The sequence below is a fragment of the Serratia sp. OS31 genome (assembly GCF_014164835.1).
Lineage (GTDB): Bacteria > Pseudomonadota > Gammaproteobacteria > Enterobacterales > Enterobacteriaceae > Serratia > Serratia liquefaciens_A.
On sequence record NZ_JACJFQ010000042.1, the window covers coordinates 14,141 to 30,934 of the forward strand.

The window sequence follows — 16,794 nt, forward strand, 5'->3', positions numbered from 1 at the left end:
ATGAAGAATCAGCGGACAATGTGGCAATTTCTGGCAGTAACGCTGTTAATGGGTATTAACCTGTTGACGCTTCCCTTCCAGGTTATTCCGATGATTTTAGGCGGTTTACTTGCCGCCTTTTTCATTTGGACGAATTACCTGGGAGAACGATACAAGTGGTGGCTTGGTGGTTTATGGATGCTACTGGCTGCCGTGATAATGGTATTCATCTTGAGCAACCGTGAGTTGACATCGGCTATGCAAGTCACAGTATCGATGTTTTCTTTCCTCGGCAGCGGCTGGTATGCCTTTAAGCACTATCAGCGGGCGAATACACCAACCTGATTTTTACTGCCCACGGCCTGATTAGGATGTCGCTCCGTTCCGACATTTAACAGACGGGCGTTCGCCGTTGGTATACCTCTGTATATTCTCCCTTAACGGCCTGCAGCCCGATGACATCTTGCCATCCCCCGGCTTGGGCGGGACGACGGGAGTCCCGTCTTCAAGCGGCTTTCGCGGCATATCCTTGCCGCGCGCGGCGGCGGTATTCCACGTCCGCTTGACCCGCAGCGATGCCTGGCCGCGCTGACATCGGGCCGCAGGGAACGGGTGCCGTACTGGCACCCTCCTGCCGTCCCTTGCCAGACGAGGAACGCGTATGTTCCGCTATGTCCTGGGTGACTCCGTACAGGTCATGTCCACATTTCCTGCCGCCAGTGTCGATTTCATTTTGACCGATCCGCCGTATTTGGTCGGGTTTACCGATCGCTCTGGGCGCTCGATCGCCAATGATATGAACGGCAACTGGGTACTGCCGGCCAGTCGTGAAATGTTCCGCGTGCTCAAACCCAATAGCCTGATGGTCAGCTTCTACGGGTGGAACCGTGTCGATACTTTTGTTAGTGCCTGGAAACAAGCCGGTTTTCGCATCGTTGGTCATCTGGTCTTTGCCAAACAGTACGCATCCAAATCGGCGTTTGTCGGCTACCAACATGAGAATGCCTACATCCTGGCTAAAGGCCGCCCGCCATTGCCGGCAGACCCCCTTGGCGATGTGCAGTCATGGCAGTACACCGGTAACCGACACCACCCGACAGAAAAGCCGGTAGCCAGTCTGCAACCGTTGATTGAGTCGTTTACTCAGCCCGGCGCCATTATGCTGGACCCGTTCGGCGGTTCGGGTTCGACCTGTGTTGCGGCGGCTCAGGCCGGGCGTCGTTATATCGGTATCGAGCTGTTACCGGATTACCACGCAGTGGGTTGCCGTCGTCTGGCGGCGTTGCGCAGCCGGCACGCGGCATAAAGGGGAGGGCAATACGATGAACTATCAGGGTAATGAAAAGCTGCGTGCCGACGTCGCAGCACTGGCAAACGACATGCACGAAATGCATATCAGGCTTCGTGAGCTGTCCCGCCGCTACTTCTGGAATAGTGACGTGCTGGTCGAACGCCTGGTCGGCCAAATATTACGGGATGTGCATGATCTCTATGTTGAGAGCTACAAAGCCATCAACGAGCTGGACCAACACTTCAAAGACTAAGTGACCAGGTACACGCGGGCAGGGGAACTTGCCCGTGTTGCCAGGTGTTTGCCTCCGGTTGCGGCGGCGCGTCGAACGCCGCCCACCCGTCATACCGCCACGCGGCCTTTGCCGGCGATGCCGGCGCCGCAAAGGGCGCAGGCTGGGCCTGCCCACACCTTTCTAAATCTTTTTCTTCTGCGGCGTCTGAGTGGTAACGGCCTGTGCCGTCCCCAAACGCTAGTCCGGCGCGGTTGTGTCGCAAAGGAAGATGAACCGCCGCCGGCACACGTTCGCACCCGTTACGGGCGTTCAGCCCGCAACGGCCTTGCGCTGCGTCTTTGGCGTCGCCTTTGCGCCCCGCCCTCAAGGCCAGACTTTCGAATGGGTACGGCACCGGCCGGTGTCGCTAACCCTGAAACTGTGGAGGTAGTCCCATGCAACATGCTCACTCTGTCGCGCTGCACGTGTGTGAATCCGATCGTCTGTCATTCCTGCCGTACTTGTTTGCCGATGATTTCCTGCGGGCCGAAATGCAGGTATATGCCACGGCTGATCGCTATCTGCCCGAGTACAACGGCGGTTTCTGGCATTTCATCCGGTTGCCTGAAGGCGGCGGTTACATGGCACCCGACATCGATCAGGTGCAACTGATCAATGCAGACAACTGGTTTGATAAAACCCTCAGCGGCGACGCGGCCGGCATCGTGTTGACGTCATTGGTTATCAACCGCCGATGCTGGTTACACCATGACAAGGGCAACGCCGGGATGGTGAACCTGTATATGCAGCGGGAAGAGGAACTATGGGCCTACATCGAGACGCACCCCGAGTGTGCCGATATTCGCCGCGCTCTCGACTGACTGAAATTCAAATGCGGGCGGCGATGCCGCCCCTTATTAACGGTTTGAGGACACATCATGAACGAGATGACAATTGCTGACTTTATCAAACGGTTACAAGGTTATGCCCCGGAAACCCTATGCTGCGGCACCTTTTGGCTGCCAGATGATTTTTTGTCGATAAATAGCACGTTGACGCCAGAGGAAACCGAGGCAGCGATGCAGTTGGCCACCGATCGGCACGATGCGGGCATTGGGTATAACTGGGACTATATCACCGCGATTGTTGAGGATATTGTCAGCGAGCGTTGATGGACTATGGCCAACGGGTTGGAAATCGGCCCGTTTGGGGGCAAAGATAAAAGTTAGCCGGCAGCGGCGTTTTCATCCGCGCGCAAACCCCTTGTCACCTGCAGTGACAGGCCGATAAAAGGGCAGGCGGCTGCGCCGCCCCTCTATCGGTCCTGCAATACCCTGGCTGATAGACGGAAAGTGAGTATGGGGGAACTCTCATTGCAGGGTAGTGAGTCGAGTCGGATCAGTTCCCGCGGAGCGAACCAGTAACCAAACCTGGAGCCTACCATCAGGTTCGCCGCGCGAGAGCAGATCTGTTCCGCATGGCTGGATGATGGCGAAGATACCAGGCGCAATATCGTGGCACTCGTTAATTTTGGGTCGGTTGCCTATTGCTTCGCGCAGAAGGTCCAGCAAGTGCTGACGATCCCAACTCATCGGGATCTGTGGGCGATAGGGAAGCGTCCGGAGATGGGCTAGCGCTGCGTCTATGTCCGTTTCACTGACAACCAGTTCTTGCTGGCGAGAACCTAACATATCTAAGTATCTCCTTCGGTGGTGAATACGGGGATAGAGCGGTTAACTATCGTAAATGAACTGGCCTGGAATGGGAGTTACCGAGGTAAATCAACCCGTTTTTATAGCTTATCTTAAACGCCCTCTTATCTGAAGATACCAATGTGTCGAGGTTTGCCGGTATAGCAGATAGATCACGATAAACGATACGTCCGGGGCGGTGGCCGGCCGCAAGCGCCCGACCATCAGTCTACTCGGCTAGCCATCCGCTTTCGCGGCTGACAAGTCTCGCCGAACCCCTACGGGTTTCGGGCCCTTCGGCTCAGGGCTGCAAGCCAAAGTCCAGAGCAGGCGCTTTCAGCAGGCTATCGCCTGCAACGCTTTCACTGTTCGTCGCCCTGGCGACGATCGCTAAGGGCTCCCCAACGTTCGCTGTCGCGCCCGCTGTGTCGGGTTGATCCCTGTTCAACCTTCCGGGTTGCGTTAGCCGCAGTCAGTCTTCCCGCCGCAACTGATAACAGCACAACGCCTCGCTTAAACGGCAAGGGGTGTAATGAACTCCACCAAAAACTTTTTTCTCCCTACGGTCATAAAAACTTTTTGTCTCCGCCCCTTGCCGCCGCTCATCGCCGTGCTGGATCAGTTTTCTTGCGACGGCGAATACTCACAGCGGCATCAGATTTCAACCCACGGAGGATTTCAACATGGCTCAACAAAACGTCAAAGGCGCGACAACGAAGCCTACAGCAGCATCAGCACTGAACAACGGTGGTCTGTCTGACGCGCAGGTGTATGACCTTGTTCGTCATGTGCAGTTGGCCTGTGGGGGCCGTACTACCGGCACGATGGCACCGCCTTCTGTTCCGGCACTTGCTGAGTATTTCGTTCTGGCAGAAGGGGACTTTGATTCGCTGGCCGTCTGGGTCGTGGATGGCTGGCCTGTTGCCGCCAGTGATGAAGCCAACTGGACGCACTGGCAGATCGTCGAAGTGAAGTAAAAAAGCAGGGTTGCCCCTGCTCCATACCGCCGGATTTGACGCCCGTCTTACCGGCTTGACCGTAATAACTTTTGGAGAGAAATCACATGTCTAACATCGATACTAAAGCACCGACCAAAGCAAAATCAACCCCGAAAAAGGGCACCGCCAAAGCCGCGCCAGTAAGCGCCGACGTCACACAGTTTGTCGAGGCAACGCTGGCAAATGCCCCTGTACAGATTGTCATGCTCAGGGAGTTGGCGAAAACCTCCCTCAATGCGCGTAAAACTCCTGCGACGGCGGCTGACATTGAGGGGCGCGCAAACAGCATCGAAGGTGCGGGGTTGCTGCAAAATCTCGTCGTTTTCCTGATGGCTGACGGGTGTTACGGCGTCGCTGCGGGTGAAATCCGTCGACTGGCGCTCAATCTGCTCATGGAACAAGGCCGATCTGCGGCAGGCGTTCTTGTAACGCCGGAGTTCCCTGTTGTGGTCAAAGTGGTCGATGAAGACAACGCCCGCGCGATTTCTTATGCCGAGAACGGGCAACGCTCCAACCTGACTCCGGCTGACCAGCTGGCAAACTTCCGTGAAATGGCAGAAGAAGGGACGCCGGTTGAGCAGATCGCAGCCATTCTCGGCTACCGCACCGCGCATGTTAAGAAATGCCTCAAGTTGACCACCGCCGCACCGCAGCTACAAGAACTGCTGAAAACCGACAAAATCACACTCGACCAGCTGGCTGCATTAGCCGCGACCGATGACCATGAGCGCCAGATTCAGGTGTGGAATAACGCCAAGCACTACGAACCCCGCCAGACAGTGAAAGCACTGCGCGAGAGTGTGCTGACTGACGAAGTTGCGGCGGCTGATAGCAAACTGGTGGCGTTTGTCGGACTGGAAGAATACAAGGCCGCAGGCGGTGAAACTCGCGAAGACCTGTTTGCCGAGAGTGTCATTCTAACCAATCCCATTCAGCTCGAAACGCTGGCGATCGCCAAATTGCAGGCGGCTGCAGACGCAGCAGCGAAAAGCGAAGGCTGGGCATGGGCGCTGGGGCGCTATAACGAAGTGAGTTCTTGGGGAGAGGATGAAAAAACATTTTCTATCATCCGGTTATATCCAAAACTCTCCGACGTACAGCGTGAAGAAATTAAACAACTGGAAGCTGAGCAAGAGCGTCTGGAAGACCAGCTCGAGGGCGCTGATGCTGATGATGAATGGGAACATTCGCCGCGTATAGAGCAAATCGAAGCGCGTATTGACGAGATCAATGAAGACGCTGAAAGAAATCTTTGGGCTGATGATGTCCGGGCTAAGGCCGGTGTGATTGCCTATTTGAAAGACGGCAAAATCCGTCTTCAACGCGGCGTTATGAAGATGGACGACATCAAGCAGGAAAAAAAGGCTGAGCGCGAGAAAGCCAACGAAAGCACCCCTCCGTTAGAACGCGGGTTGTCACAGGCGTTGGTCAGCAGCCTATCGGCTGAACGTACCTTGGCGGTCTCAGCGTCATTGGCGCAGAACACTTCTGTCGCTCTCGCGCTGCACACCTTTACGCTGGCCAATCGTATATTCGGTAAAGGTTATTCCAGTGTGATGCACACAACGGTGGAGAGCCAGCGCAGCACCTGCCTGAAACAAGCCGAAGATGCAGGCATTGAGAGCAGCCTCGCTAACCAAAAATTAACTTCGCTGCACGAACACTGGTTGAGCCGATTCCCGCAGGAATGGGCTGCAGGCTTCGAATGGTTACTGGCGTGGTCACAGGCCGACGTGCTCGCTCTGCTGGCTTACTGCGTCTCTCAGGGGATCGATGGGGTTAGCGCCCACCTTACTGAACAGCGCGTGAGTCAATGTCTGGCTCCGGTCGAGAAGGCGTTGAACTTCCAAATCGGGGATTGGTGGCAACCTACTTCCGCAAATTTCTTCTCGCGGATCAGTAAAGAGCAAATCGTGGACGCGCTCAACAATGCGGGCAAAACCGGTAAAGCCCGTGATGCGGAGAAATTGACGCGTAAAGAGGCCGCTGAGTTTGCCGGGGCGGTGTTGAAGGACAGTGACTGGTTGCCGGGGTGCATGGCATCTGTTGACGCGCAGCAGGAAAGCGATGAAAGCACCGGTAATGCTGATGCTGCCGATATTGATGACACCGCCAATGATAACGTTGCCGCCTAACTGACAGGGAGCTGCCGCCGCAAGGCGGCAGAGCAACAGGATGAATAATCAAAAATTGAGCCTTGCGCAGCTAACCGTGATGAGTGCGAGCGATTTGGAAGAATACCGGAACCGGGGCAGGGAATGGCGTCGCCAGTTGAATAATGTTGTGCTCGGTGAGTTGGCGCTGCCGGAGGGCTGGGTGGCTAACGCCGAAGAGGCGTGCGAGTTCTGCGGTCAGGTGCCGGTTGTATGCCGGATCAGCCCGAAGGGTGACGATGTTACCGCGATATTTCTGTGCAGCGCAGGCGCTGAGGTCGCGGGATGGTCGGCAGTGCTTCCGTACCAGGGAGATAGTTTGTCTACAAACCAGGGTAACCGTATTGCCTGGTTGCATACTGCCGATAACTTTGACCCGGAGACGGTGAATCAGGTACTGAAGACCGTCGGCGAATATTATCGGAGCGGGTTTAACCAGCCGGTGCAGTTGGCGGCGGCTCTGCGTATGGGAGGGCTTTGCGTATGATCCCGAGTAATCGTGCGTTGGTACCTGTCAACGAATACCAGCAAGCCGCCGTTCATGCTGTGGTGCTGGTCGAACGCAAGAAAGAGCAGGGGAAGCGGATCGCAGCATTTCCGTATGCCAAAGCCTTCTTCAAAGTGCTGAACAACGGGCGGGGGCAGATTCGAGCCAACGACATCCGCCAAATATCGTCCAACTATTTCCCGGAAGAGCGGGGTGGCGCATCGATTGCGCAATATATTGAGGCGCTGGACAGGCTTATTGAGAGCGGTGGCCAGTATAGTCCGCTGCCGTTGTCCGGAGACGTAGTGGCAACCCTATTCCCCGCCTATGGCGAACTTTGCCGCGAAAGGCGTGAACGCAAGTGGGATATGCAGTCCCAGCGGAAACATCGCCGGCGATCGCGGGAAGAACAGCAGAAGCGCCGGCGGTATCAGAACCAATTGGCGCAGGCCGAAGTTGAGTTGGCATTTTCTACCCCGTCCACGATTGGGGCGTGGTATGCGTACTGGAGTAAACAGGACATTTACGAAGACGATCTGACCGAGGTTTTTTTCGCATGGTTCGAACGGTGGCCGTGCATGGCTGGCAGTAAACTCATGCACTTCAAGAATGATGCTCTTTGGTGTGTCATGGAAAGGCTGAAGGGGTTTGAAGGGTATTTGTCTGAAGCTGAGCGGGTATTCAATTCACTGTTAGTACCGAACAAATTACCGTTTGATGAGGTGTAGGGATGACACATAACGAGTTGAATGCCGTAGCCGTAAGATGGCTTAAACGCCCAGAAAGTGCCAATGGTCCGGGGTGTCAGGTTGCTTTGACAGAGGTCGGCGGACTTTATGGAGGTGAACGAGCCGATGCCTTTGGATATCGCTGGGGCTTTGATGGCGGGTCGGTCGTTGTTGAGTCGAAAGTTAGCCGTTCTGACTTTCTCGCCGATCGGGCAAAACCACATCGTAATGGTACAATTTCGGGCATGGGTACTTATCGGTATTATATTTGCCCTGAGGGTTTAATTGATATCAATGATTTACCACACGGTTGGGGACTTTTATGGGTGAACAAACGTGGACATGTCAAATTGAAAGCAGGGCATATCTGCTGCTACAGGGTTATGGGATATCGCGGTCGAGATATTACCCCATTTTGGCAGCATACCGCTGATCTACGGTTCGAGTTGGATATGCTGGCTCATGCACTGGTGCGGTTCGGTGATCCAGAAGAAACCAAAACATTGGTTCGTGAGGCTCATCGGGTTCAGAATCGATTGACGAAAGAAATCAATGAGCAGAAAGAGAAGCTGAAACAATACAGCCATGATCGTTATCTGCTACACCTTTACCAAGAACGGTATGGGGTTATATTGAATTAACAAGAGGGGAAATTAACTCCATGCGAATTCAGGGCATATTTATTTGGATCGAGGGCGCGGTTGGTTTTGTACTTTACCTGCTTTTGGAGGCGACCATTCGGGATGTCTATCCAGTCCTTGCGCGTAGCAGTGATACATGGCAATCGTGGGCGTTTCCCGTGATTGTTTGCGTGCTGGCCATCGATGTCGGTGAGACAGTGCGACACCGCCGACATTTCAAAGGGCCGAAAGAGAAAGCATAAAAACCAACAAGGCGCCTGACGGCGCCTTTCTCTTGCCTGCTTCCGGCGCGGCCCTCTTCCTCATTTTTTTTCATCGTTTTGTGGCACGATGCGGCCCAGGTTTTTGCTGTACTCCCGGTGTATCTTCAGTCTTTCGAAAAAATAGTCCTGCAGGTGAGTAGGTTGGGTGGCGGCTACTTGTTCGGCGATCACTGGCTGGTTATAGCGTTCTTTGAATGCGACACCGGCAGCCTCTTTGTCGACGTAGATCTTGTCCATTTCTTCTTTCGTTTTGTTCGCCAGGTTAAACGACATGATCGGTTCCTCCAGATAATTCCCGTCATTATACCCGGTTGCTCGGTCACTGCCGCTGCAGGGGCATCAATTGCCGGCAGTGCACCAGGTTCCGTAGAAAAAACGACAATATCTGGAACTGGGGCGGTGGCCGGCCGCAAGCGTCCACCCATCAGCCCTACTCGGCTAGCCATCCGCTGGCGGATGACAAGTCTCACCGAACCCGCGAGCGCTTTCGGGCCTGTCGGCTAGGGTCCGAAAGCCAACGGCCAAGGCAGGCGCTTGCAGCAGGCGGTTGCCTGCGCCGCTTTCACTGTTCGACGCCTGGGCGACGATCGCTAATGACGCCCCGGCGTGTCGCCGTGTCGGGTGTGTTCCTACTCATCTCACCGGTGGCTATCCCTCATCAGCCCTTACGCGGCCGCTTTTGTAGCACCGTCGCCCGTGTGCCCTCAAGGGTGAAATACACGCCGCAAGCGGCGCCCTTGCTGTCCCCCGTTCGCGTCGCTACTGCAGCTTTTTGCCGCGCCAGGTTCCGACGAGAGATAAACCAACCACCGAAGAGGGATGCCAGCATGAACACACAAAACGTCAACGTCAAAACCGCCACGCAGGAACACTCTGAAAGATATGGGGAAGTGAACCTGGGTCCGGTCGATGATATTGAACCGTGGGAAAAGCCCGGAGTGAAGTACCCGGAGGCAATCAGAGCCTTGGATATGGAGCTTGTCTATTTGAAAGACATGAACGAGTCATATGCCGAAAATATTTTGGCGGATGATGCACTTGAAGAGGCACTTTACGAGATCTTCAGGAGAATGGCCGAATGGGCTGCAGGGGGTTCGGTGGTGTACTCAAATGATGAAAAGCCGAAACTCGATTATGAAATCATCCAATATTGGGTCAAAGCACAGCAATGTACCCGCGAGTGGTTTGGTGCCATTGGTGAAAGAGCGGTGGAACATGCGCGGTATCGATTGGACCTTACTCTGAGAGTCGAAAACTCATATAGATAAAGTACTTTTGTGCTTTGCAAAAGGTTGAAATGTGCCCATCTTGGGGATATAATATCCCCAAGTAAAGGATAATAACTTGAGGTGATATGGACGCATTATTTGTCGAGTTACCGCCGTTTGAGCGGCACCGCGCTGAGTACCTCACCGATGATGAGTTTCGTGAATTTCAGCAAATGCTGCTGAAAAACCCGGAGTGTGGCGATGTTATCAAACATACCGGGGGGTTACGTAAAGTACGTTTTGCCGACTCGAGGCGGAACAAGGGCAAGCGGGGCGGGATACGGGTGATTTATTACTGGTATCTGGAAAAATCACATTTCCTGTTGTTTACCCTGTACGACAAAGACCAGAAAGATGATCTAACCAAAGCTCAACAGGATTTGTTGCGCGGAATGCTTGAACAGGCGAAGAAAAGAGGTAAATCATGATTGAACGTGACATTTTTGCCGAATTGCAGGAAGGGATGGATGCCTGGGGCGAGTTCAATGAAGGAAAGAAAACGCTGCGTACTCACCGCGCAAGCATTAAATCGGTATCTATGACGCCAGCAGAGGTGAAAGCAGTACGAGAAAAGCTGAAGCTGTCACAGGCCGTTTTTGCGCAGTATCTGCATACCGGTGTCACCACATTGCAGAACTGGGAGCAGGGGCTAGCGAAACCCAATAAACAGGCCGTCTTGCTCATCAAAATGGTCGATAAGAACCCGCTAACGTTGAACGAGCTGGCGACGTTGTAGCGTCAGCGTCCGTTAAAGCTGATTTAAGCCACCAAAAAGGAGTTTGATATGTCCAGTCGTCAGATTTTACTTAGCCTTATCTGGTGCGTGGCATGCGTATATGGCGGGTATTTCCTTAATAAATACTATTTTGGTGAGGCAAATCCTTATGTCTGGGGGGCAACCGCGCTCATCATCGTTACGGCTTTATTCTTGCGGGTTACTTCCTCAAAAGGAGACTAATGATGTCGAAACTTGTAGCGCAACCTGTCAGCGATAAAGAACCTGATCTATTGATCGGTAACGAAAACCACCCCCTCAAAGTACAGGATCTGGCAGGTAAAGTGCTGGCAAGTATCAGTCCCGATGATACCGGCTGGACCCATGCCCAATTGCTGGCGATTGATATCGACAGCATGGCGCCCGAAGGATGGGATGCGTACCTGGGTGACGAATGGATAGGCAGTTCTGAAATATAAGCGGGGAACGCCTCGCTACAGGCAGCGATAACATGGCGCTGCTTCTTTTGCACCTGCAGAAGAAAAGGCAACAGAGCATCATCGAGAGACGGCGCCTGTGGCGCCGTTTGTCGTAGTGTGGCCCCGTATAAGCTGATTAGGGCTATCTGATTGAAGTTATCCTGTTCGGCCTTGCTTCTTCCTCGTATTAATAGAAAACCTCTTTGATTTGCAAAGCCAGGATATGTCCTTTGTTATCGATTGCCGGTGTGCCAGGGACATCAGGGAAAACTACATGGCCTGGTGCTTCCTTCGGTAGCCGGCCGCAAGCGTCCAGCTATCGAGCCCTACTCGACTAGCCATCCGCGTGCGGATGACAAGTCTCACCGAACCCGCGAGCGGTTTCGGGCCTGTCGGCTAGGGTCTGAAAGCCAACGGCAACGGCGAGGGCAGGCGCTTGCAGCAGGCTGTTGCCTGCGCCGCTGTCACTGCTCCCGCTGATGGCGGGAGCGCTAAGGACGCCCCGACGTTCCGCCGTGTCGGGTGTGTTCCTGCTCGCGGTTCGTCCGGTGCTTATCTCTCGGCCAGTCCTCTCGCAGGGCTTAAACGTAGCACTGCCTGGTCATCACTCGAAGGGGTTAAATGTACTCCGCCAAAAACTTTCCTCCCCCTGGTCAGAAACTTTTCGTCTCCGCCCCTTGAGCTCTGCCTGCGGCCGCACTCCGTTCGCCCTTGCCGCGAGAGAACTCACCGAGAGATGACATAACCACCAAGGAGAAAACCAGCATGAACACACAGAACGTCAAGACCGCCGCTCCTGAATCTTCCGAAAGATGGGAGACGAAAGCCTGCCTATTTGAAACTCAGGTGCTGGGCCGTTACAACGTCAAATTTTCAGCGCCCTGCTTCGGGGGCGGCGTCACTCTCAATTGCAGTCATGTGACCAATGCAGTCAATGCTTTTGACGCCGTAGTGCGCTTTACACGCGAAACCCATGCAGTCGATTGCATCGTGTATGACGTGGAGCAAACCGAAGAAGTGCGAGCCGTATGTGTGAGCACAACAGGTTATCGCTTTGTTCAGCGGGGCTATATCTGGCTTTGCCTCGATACCGGCGTGATTGTCGATGTTTCGCAGGATGGCAGTATGCGACGCGGCGATGATGGGCAACCGATCCCCGCTTTTGGCAAATTAACCCGAATTTAATCGGTGGATTACCACCTTAACCTGAAGGAGAAATCAATGTATCAGACTCAGGAAATGACCACAGAAAACCGCATGAATTGGGACTACAGCGCGGGCGCAGAAGCGGCTTATTGGCAACAGCGTGAGAAACAGGCACGTACTGACGTTGAAGAGATCACGCTGCAAAAATTCATGGACGCGATTGCTGTGATGTATCCGCGTGACTGGTGCGGGGATGTTAATTGCGAATCTTTCAAGCTGGCAGAGATGTACTGCGGGGAAGTGACCGAGATTTTCGCGAAAGTGGGTGATCGTTATTTCAAATTCCGCGATGTGGTGTCGTTACCGCATAACGCCATTTTGGCGCGGATCGATAAGGAGGTTCTGAGTCGGGAAGTGCAAGCCCGGAAATGAAAAAAGCAGGCTTTCGCCTGCTCTCTCGTGCCGGTTTACCCCTGAGAAAGTTAGACCGGCGCTCAATCAAGTGACACGGAGATAACCATGAAATCAATTGAAGCATCAATCATGACAGTAACAGAGGCGTATGTAAAGCAACTGACGGAAGAGGCTGAAGGCGTCAAACGTCAGCAGCGGATCGCACGCGGGTGTATTGCGGCCGGTGACGTCGATCGCAATTTGCGGGCCTTGGGCCGTCATATTGCCGGGTGTGCCCGCAAGGGTAAATCAGTGCACGTTCCTGCAATGTGCGTCAGTGAATGGGGGCACGTTCTGCGTGCGCTGGAGTTAACGCGGGCGATGGCCTGATAACGCGAGCCGCCCCAGAAAAGGGGCGGCTATTCACCGAATCGGAGCATGCCGCCATGTTAACTTTAAAACCACTGCTGCAGGTAAATGATGGAATTCAATACTGATTTTAAATCCCCGTCGGTCGGGTTGGGTTCTAAAAGGCCAGAAAAAAAATCTGATGGCCAAGTGTTCTTTACTGCGCCTATTTCCTCCCCGAAATCTGTCATCGCTGCGCCGCTCGAAAAAGTGGCCATTCAACAGCATTCCGAACACAAGAAGAGGATTCCGCAGACAATCATCAAACCTGCGCTGGCCAAGGTCGATCCGCGAAAGCAATTTTTGACCATTTTTCGTGAAACTGCCCGAAATCGTCATCGTTATGAGGTGTTCAGCGATTTTGTGAAGCTATCTGCCTGTGCTCTTGAAAATGCATGCCTCAAGTCGCCGGTCATCGAGGAGGAGTATCTGGCTACCGTCAGGCGCTATGAAAAGGCCGACGCAGTGCGTATGAGCAACCTGCTGGCTTGTCTTGTGATGGGCCTGGAACAGGGCATGTGTGACTTCCTGGGAAGCCTGTTTATGGAGCTTGAGCTAGGCATCAATAGCATGGGACAATTTTTTACGCCCTTTCCTATTTCTGAGTTAATGACAGGTCTCGTTGCCGGGGATCGCATAGCTGAGTTGGAAAACTCACCCTATATCACGCTCAGTGAGCCAACTTGCGGCGCCGGTGGGATGGTCATCGCCTTTGCCAAGCATATGCTTGAAAGTGGTTACAACCCGCAAACTCAGCTAAGAGCCGACTGTGTAGACATCGATCAGGTCGCGGCCCGGATGTGTTACATCCAGTTGTCATTACTGGGTATCCCGGCGAGGGTAGTGATTGGCAACTCCTTAACACTGAAATACCAGCGGGAAATGTATACCCCCTTTTGGTATCGGGTGACGTCTATACGCTGGCCGATGTATCAACAATAACTAAGTCAGGCAGGGGATACCTTGCCTGATAAGCCATACCGGATAACGATGAAATCGACACATTGCCGGTGTTGGGGAAATTCACAACGCAATGCGGGCCAAAGGGCAAACACTAAGAGGGAACGACGCCTGCGTCGTCGTTCTTCTTACCTGGCCTCTTCTCAAGCAGTTTTCTCGTCTCTATCATCATTTTTTCTTGTGCCGGCGATGACTTTTCCGGGGACTTATTCATGTACAGGCAGTGTATTAGGTTCGACAGCAAAAGCCATAACGTCTGGGGCGTTGGCTGGCCGCAAGCGACCAACCATCAGCCTACTCGGCTAGCCATCCGCTGCGCGGCTGACAAGTCTCACCGAACCCGCGAGCGGTTTCGGGCCTGTCGGCTAGGGTCTGAAAGCCAACGGCAACGGCGAGGGCAGGCGCTTGCAGCAGGCTGTTGCCTGCGCCGCTGTCACTGCTCCCGCTGATGGTGGGAGCGCTAAGGACGCCCCGACGTTCCGCCGTGTCGGGTGTGTTCCTGCTCGCGGTTCGTCCGGTGCTTATCTCTCGGCCAGTCCTCTCGCAGGGCTTAAACGTAGCACTGCCTGGTCATCACTCGAAGGGGTTAAATGTACTCCGCCAAAAACTTTCCTCCCTCTGGTCAGAAACTTTTCGTCTCCGCCCCTTGAGCTCAGCCTGCGGCCGCACTCCGTTCGCCCTTGCCGCGAGATGACTCACCGAAAGATAGAAATAATAACCCGAGGAGAAAAACAGCATGAATACACGAAACGTCAACGTCAAAACCGCCACAAGAAAATCTACCGAAAGATTTGATGAAAAAATCATTTCTGTTGAGGCACGAGCGAAAAAAATCATTGTCGTTGGCCAGGTTGTTAGCACCGAACTTTATGGGTTGGGAAGAGGGGGGTGTCTGCTCAATTAATGGTGAGCAATCTCAATACGGTCAAGATAAAAATGTGAATGGGGTTATCCGGCAGGGTGGTGGAAACGCAAAGTTTGATATTGCATTTTTTAATGGCGAACGTTCACGGTTCATTCCTGAGTGCATTTTACGAAGTGCGCAATGGTCTATTCATGAAGAGGTCGCCACGGCTGATGCAGTAAAAATGGCCATTGAATATACCGATGTGATCACAGAAAAAAAAGCGGAAGAAGAGAAGTTGGAAAACGAAAGGTTTTCCAAGGAAAAGGAGAGGTTTTCCAAGGAAAAGGAGAGGTTTTCCAAGGAAAAGGAGAGGGAGAAAAACTTACCTGAGTATAAATTATTGCAGACTGATGATCTCGGGGCAAAGGGTGTAGCCATTAACATAAGAAAAGAACTCAAAGCTGCACATCCAAAAGTTAAGTTTTCTGTTCGTAAGCGGGATTATGATTGTGTGTATATTGGCTGGACAGATGGGCCAACAGAAGAACAAGTTCGAGAAATTACCGACAAATATAAGTATGGTCGCTTTGATGCAATGCAAGATATGTATGAAGACAATAGCTCTCCGTTCAATGAAGTTTTTGGCGGAGATAAGTACGTTTTTACACAACGGGAACGGTCAGACGCACTTATCAAAAAAGCGTTAGATATTGCATTGGAAAAATACGGCAGTGAACTTATTACTAAGGAGTGTACTCTAGAAGCATATAACAATGGTGTATTGAATAATTACCGTCGTGATTTTTTCTATCACGGTCTATCTCATGAAATCCATATCATTGCTCAGAGTTTAGTTCTGTGATGTCATGCCCCGGTCAGGATTCTGACTGGGGCGTTTTTCGATGGGAACATACAGTTTTAGAAATGAGGCTTCATATCAGGATTTTTAGTGCGCAGATAAGCCTCATACCCCATTGAGGGGGTGAGGCTTATTCTCCCCGCCCGCCCAGCGAGAAATAAATTTCCCGCTCCCGCTGCCCCAAGGGGCGCCCTGGTTAGCACCAAAATCAGATATGATTTTGGTGGTGAGGGGTTTGAGTTATAAGCTTATCCACATCTACACAATCATCGTTATTTCACCTTGCTCCGGTGAAATAACCGCTCCCGTTCATTTCCTCTCGGGTTGGATAGGAAATTTCACTGGCTTTGATTCATGTGCATATGTGGATAAGAGTTCTGTGCTAGTTCGAAGCTAAGGATTCGTCTTTCTGGATAGATAACTGGTTTTTTCTTGCCTTTATTTGTCGATAAGTGATGTAAATTTTCTTTGCATACACTTGCCGTAACTCTTCATGAATTGGTTTCTTTGTTGAAAATCCAGCATTATAAGCTCCGACAGCTCGCCAATTAACACCCCAACGTTTAAACGCAATGGCAAGATAGTAAGCCCCTGTATAGATATTTAGGCATGGATCAGCTATTAGCTTTTCTGGTGTTATCCCGAACTGGCTCAAATGAGGGAAGTTCTGAGAATCGATCTGCATTCGGCCAACGCCATAACCTATAGATTGATTGGTGCCAATTGCATTGTCCCTATAGCTTGACTCATTAAAGTCAATTGCCTGAAGAAGGTCTGGATCGATTTTATAGTCTCTACCCGCTCTACTATAGCAATCAGATGCGACCCCTTCTGTAGCAAAAAGACTAAGTGCAATTGCTAGCGTTATTGCTTTCATTAATCCCTCCGAAGTGACGCATGAAGCGTCGAATTTTTTAAAGAAAAAACCAACCTGGAATTTCACGAGATAACAGAGAAATCACATATACAAATATGCACTCCTCACTAAATAGCATCACACCCCACGCAAGATTTCATCTTGCCTGATAAACCTTTAAAAACAGAGTGTTACTTAGTATTTTGAGTTTTCATATGATTTTAAGTATGAAAACAATACTCTTGAACAACTCTACATATACTCTAAGAGTACTCTGAGTGCACTCTTTATAGAGTATTATCTATATAACATATAGTTATATAGAGTATATATTCTGTATTTTATACATATCTTATGCTGATGTATAATATAGAGTTTGTGTTTTATTCACTACTGTCGTTGCCGACGAAATGTGAGG

23 protein-coding genes and 1 pseudogene are annotated in these 16,794 nt (G+C 52.2%); 21 read left to right on the forward strand and 3 right to left on the reverse strand.

Going from position 1 to position 16,794, the window contains the following annotated elements; translation table 11 throughout:
• The first annotated feature begins 18 nt into the window (after window positions 1-18).
• From H5P17_RS23710 to H5P17_RS23730, 5 genes are all read left to right on the forward strand, one after another.
• On the forward strand, window positions 19-324 hold the full coding sequence (locus H5P17_RS23710; protein WP_182825562.1) for a hypothetical protein: 306 nt from the start codon (window positions 19-21) through the stop codon (window positions 322-324).
• A 316-nt stretch (window positions 325-640) separates the two neighbouring features.
• Complete coding sequence (locus tag H5P17_RS23715) at window positions 641-1,285, forward strand: DNA methyltransferase (protein WP_182825563.1); 645 nt, start codon at window positions 641-643, stop codon at window positions 1,283-1,285.
• 16 nt (window positions 1,286-1,301) lie between these two features.
• Window positions 1,302-1,523: a hypothetical protein gene (locus H5P17_RS23720; protein WP_182825564.1), complete on the forward strand. Its 222-nt coding sequence runs from the start codon at window positions 1,302-1,304 to the stop codon at window positions 1,521-1,523.
• Between the two features lie 416 nt (window positions 1,524-1,939).
• On the forward strand, window positions 1,940-2,365 hold the full coding sequence (locus tag H5P17_RS23725) for an antirestriction protein (RefSeq protein WP_182825565.1): 426 nt from the start codon (window positions 1,940-1,942) through the stop codon (window positions 2,363-2,365).
• 57 nt (window positions 2,366-2,422) lie between these two features.
• On the forward strand, window positions 2,423-2,656 hold the full coding sequence (locus H5P17_RS23730) for a hypothetical protein (protein WP_255477988.1): 234 nt from the start codon (window positions 2,423-2,425) through the stop codon (window positions 2,654-2,656).
• An 881-nt stretch (window positions 2,657-3,537) separates the two neighbouring features.
• Here the strand turns inward: H5P17_RS23730 and H5P17_RS23735 are convergent.
• On the reverse strand, window positions 3,538-3,678 hold the full coding sequence (locus tag H5P17_RS23735; protein ID WP_182825566.1) for a hypothetical protein: 141 nt from the start codon (window positions 3,676-3,678) through the stop codon (window positions 3,538-3,540).
• A 180-nt stretch (window positions 3,679-3,858) separates the two neighbouring features.
• Here H5P17_RS23735 and H5P17_RS23740 point away from each other — a divergent pair, with 180 nt between their 5' ends.
• The 6 genes and pseudogenes from H5P17_RS23740 to H5P17_RS23765 all read left to right on the forward strand — a co-directional run bounded on the left by H5P17_RS23740 (window position 3,859) and on the right by H5P17_RS23765 (window position 8,424).
• Window positions 3,859-4,152: a ribulokinase gene (locus H5P17_RS23740; protein WP_182825567.1), complete on the forward strand. Its 294-nt coding sequence runs from the start codon at window positions 3,859-3,861 to the stop codon at window positions 4,150-4,152.
• A 224-nt stretch (window positions 4,153-4,376) separates the two neighbouring features.
• Window positions 4,377-4,613: pseudogene (locus tag H5P17_RS26840) on the forward strand (ParB N-terminal domain-containing protein); the annotation flags it as partial.
• A gap of 1,735 nt (window positions 4,614-6,348) precedes the next feature.
• Complete coding sequence (gene psiB / locus H5P17_RS23750) at window positions 6,349-6,813, forward strand: conjugation system SOS inhibitor PsiB (RefSeq protein WP_182825569.1); 465 nt, start codon at window positions 6,349-6,351, stop codon at window positions 6,811-6,813.
• Window positions 6,810-7,541, forward strand: coding sequence for a plasmid SOS inhibition protein A (locus H5P17_RS23755; RefSeq protein WP_182825570.1), 732 nt, complete (start codon window positions 6,810-6,812; stop codon window positions 7,539-7,541). Before psiB ends, H5P17_RS23755 begins: the two co-directional genes overlap by 4 nt.
• A 2-nt stretch (window positions 7,542-7,543) precedes the next feature.
• A complete protein-coding gene (locus H5P17_RS23760; RefSeq protein WP_182825571.1) occupies window positions 7,544-8,182 on the forward strand; it encodes an adenylosuccinate synthase in 639 nt (212 codons plus the stop codon).
• 20 nt (window positions 8,183-8,202) lie between these two features.
• Entirely contained in the window at window positions 8,203-8,424 is a 222-nt protein-coding gene (locus H5P17_RS23765; RefSeq protein WP_182825572.1) for a hypothetical protein, read from the forward strand.
• Window positions 8,425-8,484: 60 nt separating this feature from the next.
• Here H5P17_RS23765 and H5P17_RS23770 read toward each other — a convergent pair whose 3' ends face one another.
• A complete protein-coding gene (locus H5P17_RS23770; RefSeq protein WP_182825573.1) occupies window positions 8,485-8,718 on the reverse strand; it encodes a DNA polymerase III subunit theta in 234 nt (77 codons plus the stop codon).
• Window positions 8,719-9,272: 554 nt separating this feature from the next.
• On the opposite strand from H5P17_RS23770, the gene H5P17_RS23775 reads away from it, so the two are divergent.
• From H5P17_RS23775 to H5P17_RS23820, 10 genes are all read left to right on the forward strand, one after another.
• The gene (locus tag H5P17_RS23775) at window positions 9,273-9,713 is read left to right on the forward strand and encodes a dehydrogenase (RefSeq protein ID WP_182825574.1); all 441 of its coding nucleotides are present in this window, start codon (window positions 9,273-9,275) and stop codon (window positions 9,711-9,713) included.
• A gap of 86 nt (window positions 9,714-9,799) precedes the next feature.
• A complete protein-coding gene (locus H5P17_RS23780) occupies window positions 9,800-10,141 on the forward strand; it encodes a toxin (RefSeq protein ID WP_182825575.1) in 342 nt (113 codons plus the stop codon).
• Entirely contained in the window at window positions 10,138-10,449 is a 312-nt protein-coding gene (locus H5P17_RS23785) for a DNA-binding transcriptional regulator (protein ID WP_182825576.1), read from the forward strand. Before H5P17_RS23780 ends, H5P17_RS23785 begins: the two co-directional genes overlap by 4 nt.
• Before the next feature lie 48 nt (window positions 10,450-10,497).
• Window positions 10,498-10,671 (forward strand): hypothetical protein, encoded by a 174-nt coding sequence (locus tag H5P17_RS23790; RefSeq protein WP_182825577.1) that lies wholly within the window; start codon window positions 10,498-10,500, stop codon window positions 10,669-10,671.
• A complete protein-coding gene (locus tag H5P17_RS23795) occupies window positions 10,671-10,907 on the forward strand; it encodes a hypothetical protein (protein ID WP_220496952.1) in 237 nt (78 codons plus the stop codon). Before H5P17_RS23790 ends, H5P17_RS23795 begins: the two co-directional genes overlap by 1 nt.
• A 765-nt stretch (window positions 10,908-11,672) precedes the next feature.
• Window positions 11,673-12,092 carry a protein TraE gene (locus H5P17_RS23800; protein ID WP_182825578.1) on the forward strand — a complete coding sequence of 140 codons (420 nt, stop codon included), beginning with the start codon at window positions 11,673-11,675 and terminating at the stop codon, window positions 12,090-12,092.
• A 36-nt stretch (window positions 12,093-12,128) separates the two neighbouring features.
• Window positions 12,129-12,485 (forward strand): hypothetical protein, encoded by a 357-nt coding sequence (locus H5P17_RS23805; RefSeq protein WP_182825579.1) that lies wholly within the window; start codon window positions 12,129-12,131, stop codon window positions 12,483-12,485.
• Window positions 12,486-12,572: 87 nt separating this feature from the next.
• A complete protein-coding gene (locus H5P17_RS23810; RefSeq protein WP_182825580.1) occupies window positions 12,573-12,836 on the forward strand; it encodes a hypothetical protein in 264 nt (87 codons plus the stop codon).
• 87 nt (window positions 12,837-12,923) lie between these two features.
• The gene (locus tag H5P17_RS23815) at window positions 12,924-13,796 is read left to right on the forward strand and encodes an N-6 DNA methylase (RefSeq protein ID WP_255477989.1); all 873 of its coding nucleotides are present in this window, start codon (window positions 12,924-12,926) and stop codon (window positions 13,794-13,796) included.
• Window positions 13,797-14,608: 812 nt separating this feature from the next.
• A complete protein-coding gene (locus H5P17_RS23820) occupies window positions 14,609-15,523 on the forward strand; it encodes an LPD29 domain-containing protein (RefSeq protein ID WP_255477990.1) in 915 nt (304 codons plus the stop codon).
• Window positions 15,524-15,902: 379 nt separating this feature from the next.
• On the opposite strand, the gene H5P17_RS23825 is transcribed toward H5P17_RS23820, so the two are convergent.
• Window positions 15,903-16,397 (reverse strand): transglycosylase SLT domain-containing protein, encoded by a 495-nt coding sequence (locus tag H5P17_RS23825; protein WP_182825581.1) that lies wholly within the window; start codon window positions 16,395-16,397, stop codon window positions 15,903-15,905.
• Window positions 16,398-16,794: the final 397 nt, after the last annotated feature.

Excerpts from the sequence above, each read along its gene's own strand:
- H5P17_RS23800 (WP_182825578.1), top strand. The coding sequence starts at position 11,673 with ATGAACACACAGAACGTCAAGACCGCCGCTCCTGAATCTTCCGAAAGA.
- H5P17_RS23725 (WP_182825565.1), top strand. The coding sequence starts at position 1,940 with ATGCAACATGCTCACTCTGTCGCGCTGCACGTGTGTGAATCCGATCGT.
- H5P17_RS23805 (WP_182825579.1), top strand. The coding sequence starts at position 12,129 with ATGTATCAGACTCAGGAAATGACCACAGAAAACCGCATGAATTGGGAC.
- H5P17_RS23780 (WP_182825575.1), top strand. The coding sequence starts at position 9,800 with ATGGACGCATTATTTGTCGAGTTACCGCCGTTTGAGCGGCACCGCGCT.
- H5P17_RS23810 (WP_182825580.1), top strand. The coding sequence starts at position 12,573 with ATGAAATCAATTGAAGCATCAATCATGACAGTAACAGAGGCGTATGTA.
- H5P17_RS23765 (WP_182825572.1), top strand. The coding sequence starts at position 8,203 with ATGCGAATTCAGGGCATATTTATTTGGATCGAGGGCGCGGTTGGTTTT.
- H5P17_RS23785 (WP_182825576.1), top strand. The coding sequence starts at position 10,138 with ATGATTGAACGTGACATTTTTGCCGAATTGCAGGAAGGGATGGATGCC.
- H5P17_RS23815 (WP_255477989.1), top strand. The coding sequence starts at position 12,924 with ATGATGGAATTCAATACTGATTTTAAATCCCCGTCGGTCGGGTTGGGT.
- H5P17_RS23770 (WP_182825573.1), bottom strand. The coding sequence starts at position 8,718 with ATGTCGTTTAACCTGGCGAACAAAACGAAAGAAGAAATGGACAAGATC.
- H5P17_RS23820 (WP_255477990.1), top strand. The coding sequence starts at position 14,609 with ATGAAAAAATCATTTCTGTTGAGGCACGAGCGAAAAAAATCATTGTCG.
- H5P17_RS23790 (WP_182825577.1), top strand. The coding sequence starts at position 10,498 with ATGTCCAGTCGTCAGATTTTACTTAGCCTTATCTGGTGCGTGGCATGC.
- H5P17_RS23775 (WP_182825574.1), top strand. The coding sequence starts at position 9,273 with ATGAACACACAAAACGTCAACGTCAAAACCGCCACGCAGGAACACTCT.
- H5P17_RS23720 (WP_182825564.1), top strand. The coding sequence starts at position 1,302 with ATGAACTATCAGGGTAATGAAAAGCTGCGTGCCGACGTCGCAGCACTG.
- H5P17_RS23740 (WP_182825567.1), top strand. The coding sequence starts at position 3,859 with ATGGCTCAACAAAACGTCAAAGGCGCGACAACGAAGCCTACAGCAGCA.
- H5P17_RS23730 (WP_255477988.1), top strand. The coding sequence starts at position 2,423 with ATGAACGAGATGACAATTGCTGACTTTATCAAACGGTTACAAGGTTAT.
- H5P17_RS23760 (WP_182825571.1), top strand. The coding sequence starts at position 7,544 with ATGACACATAACGAGTTGAATGCCGTAGCCGTAAGATGGCTTAAACGC.
- H5P17_RS23795 (WP_220496952.1), top strand. The coding sequence starts at position 10,671 with ATGATGTCGAAACTTGTAGCGCAACCTGTCAGCGATAAAGAACCTGAT.
- H5P17_RS23825 (WP_182825581.1), bottom strand. The coding sequence starts at position 16,397 with ATGAAAGCAATAACGCTAGCAATTGCACTTAGTCTTTTTGCTACAGAA.
- H5P17_RS23755 (WP_182825570.1), top strand. The coding sequence starts at position 6,810 with ATGATCCCGAGTAATCGTGCGTTGGTACCTGTCAACGAATACCAGCAA.
- H5P17_RS23710 (WP_182825562.1), top strand. The coding sequence starts at position 19 with ATGTGGCAATTTCTGGCAGTAACGCTGTTAATGGGTATTAACCTGTTG.
- H5P17_RS23715 (WP_182825563.1), top strand. The coding sequence starts at position 641 with ATGTTCCGCTATGTCCTGGGTGACTCCGTACAGGTCATGTCCACATTT.
- psiB (WP_182825569.1), top strand. The coding sequence starts at position 6,349 with ATGAATAATCAAAAATTGAGCCTTGCGCAGCTAACCGTGATGAGTGCG.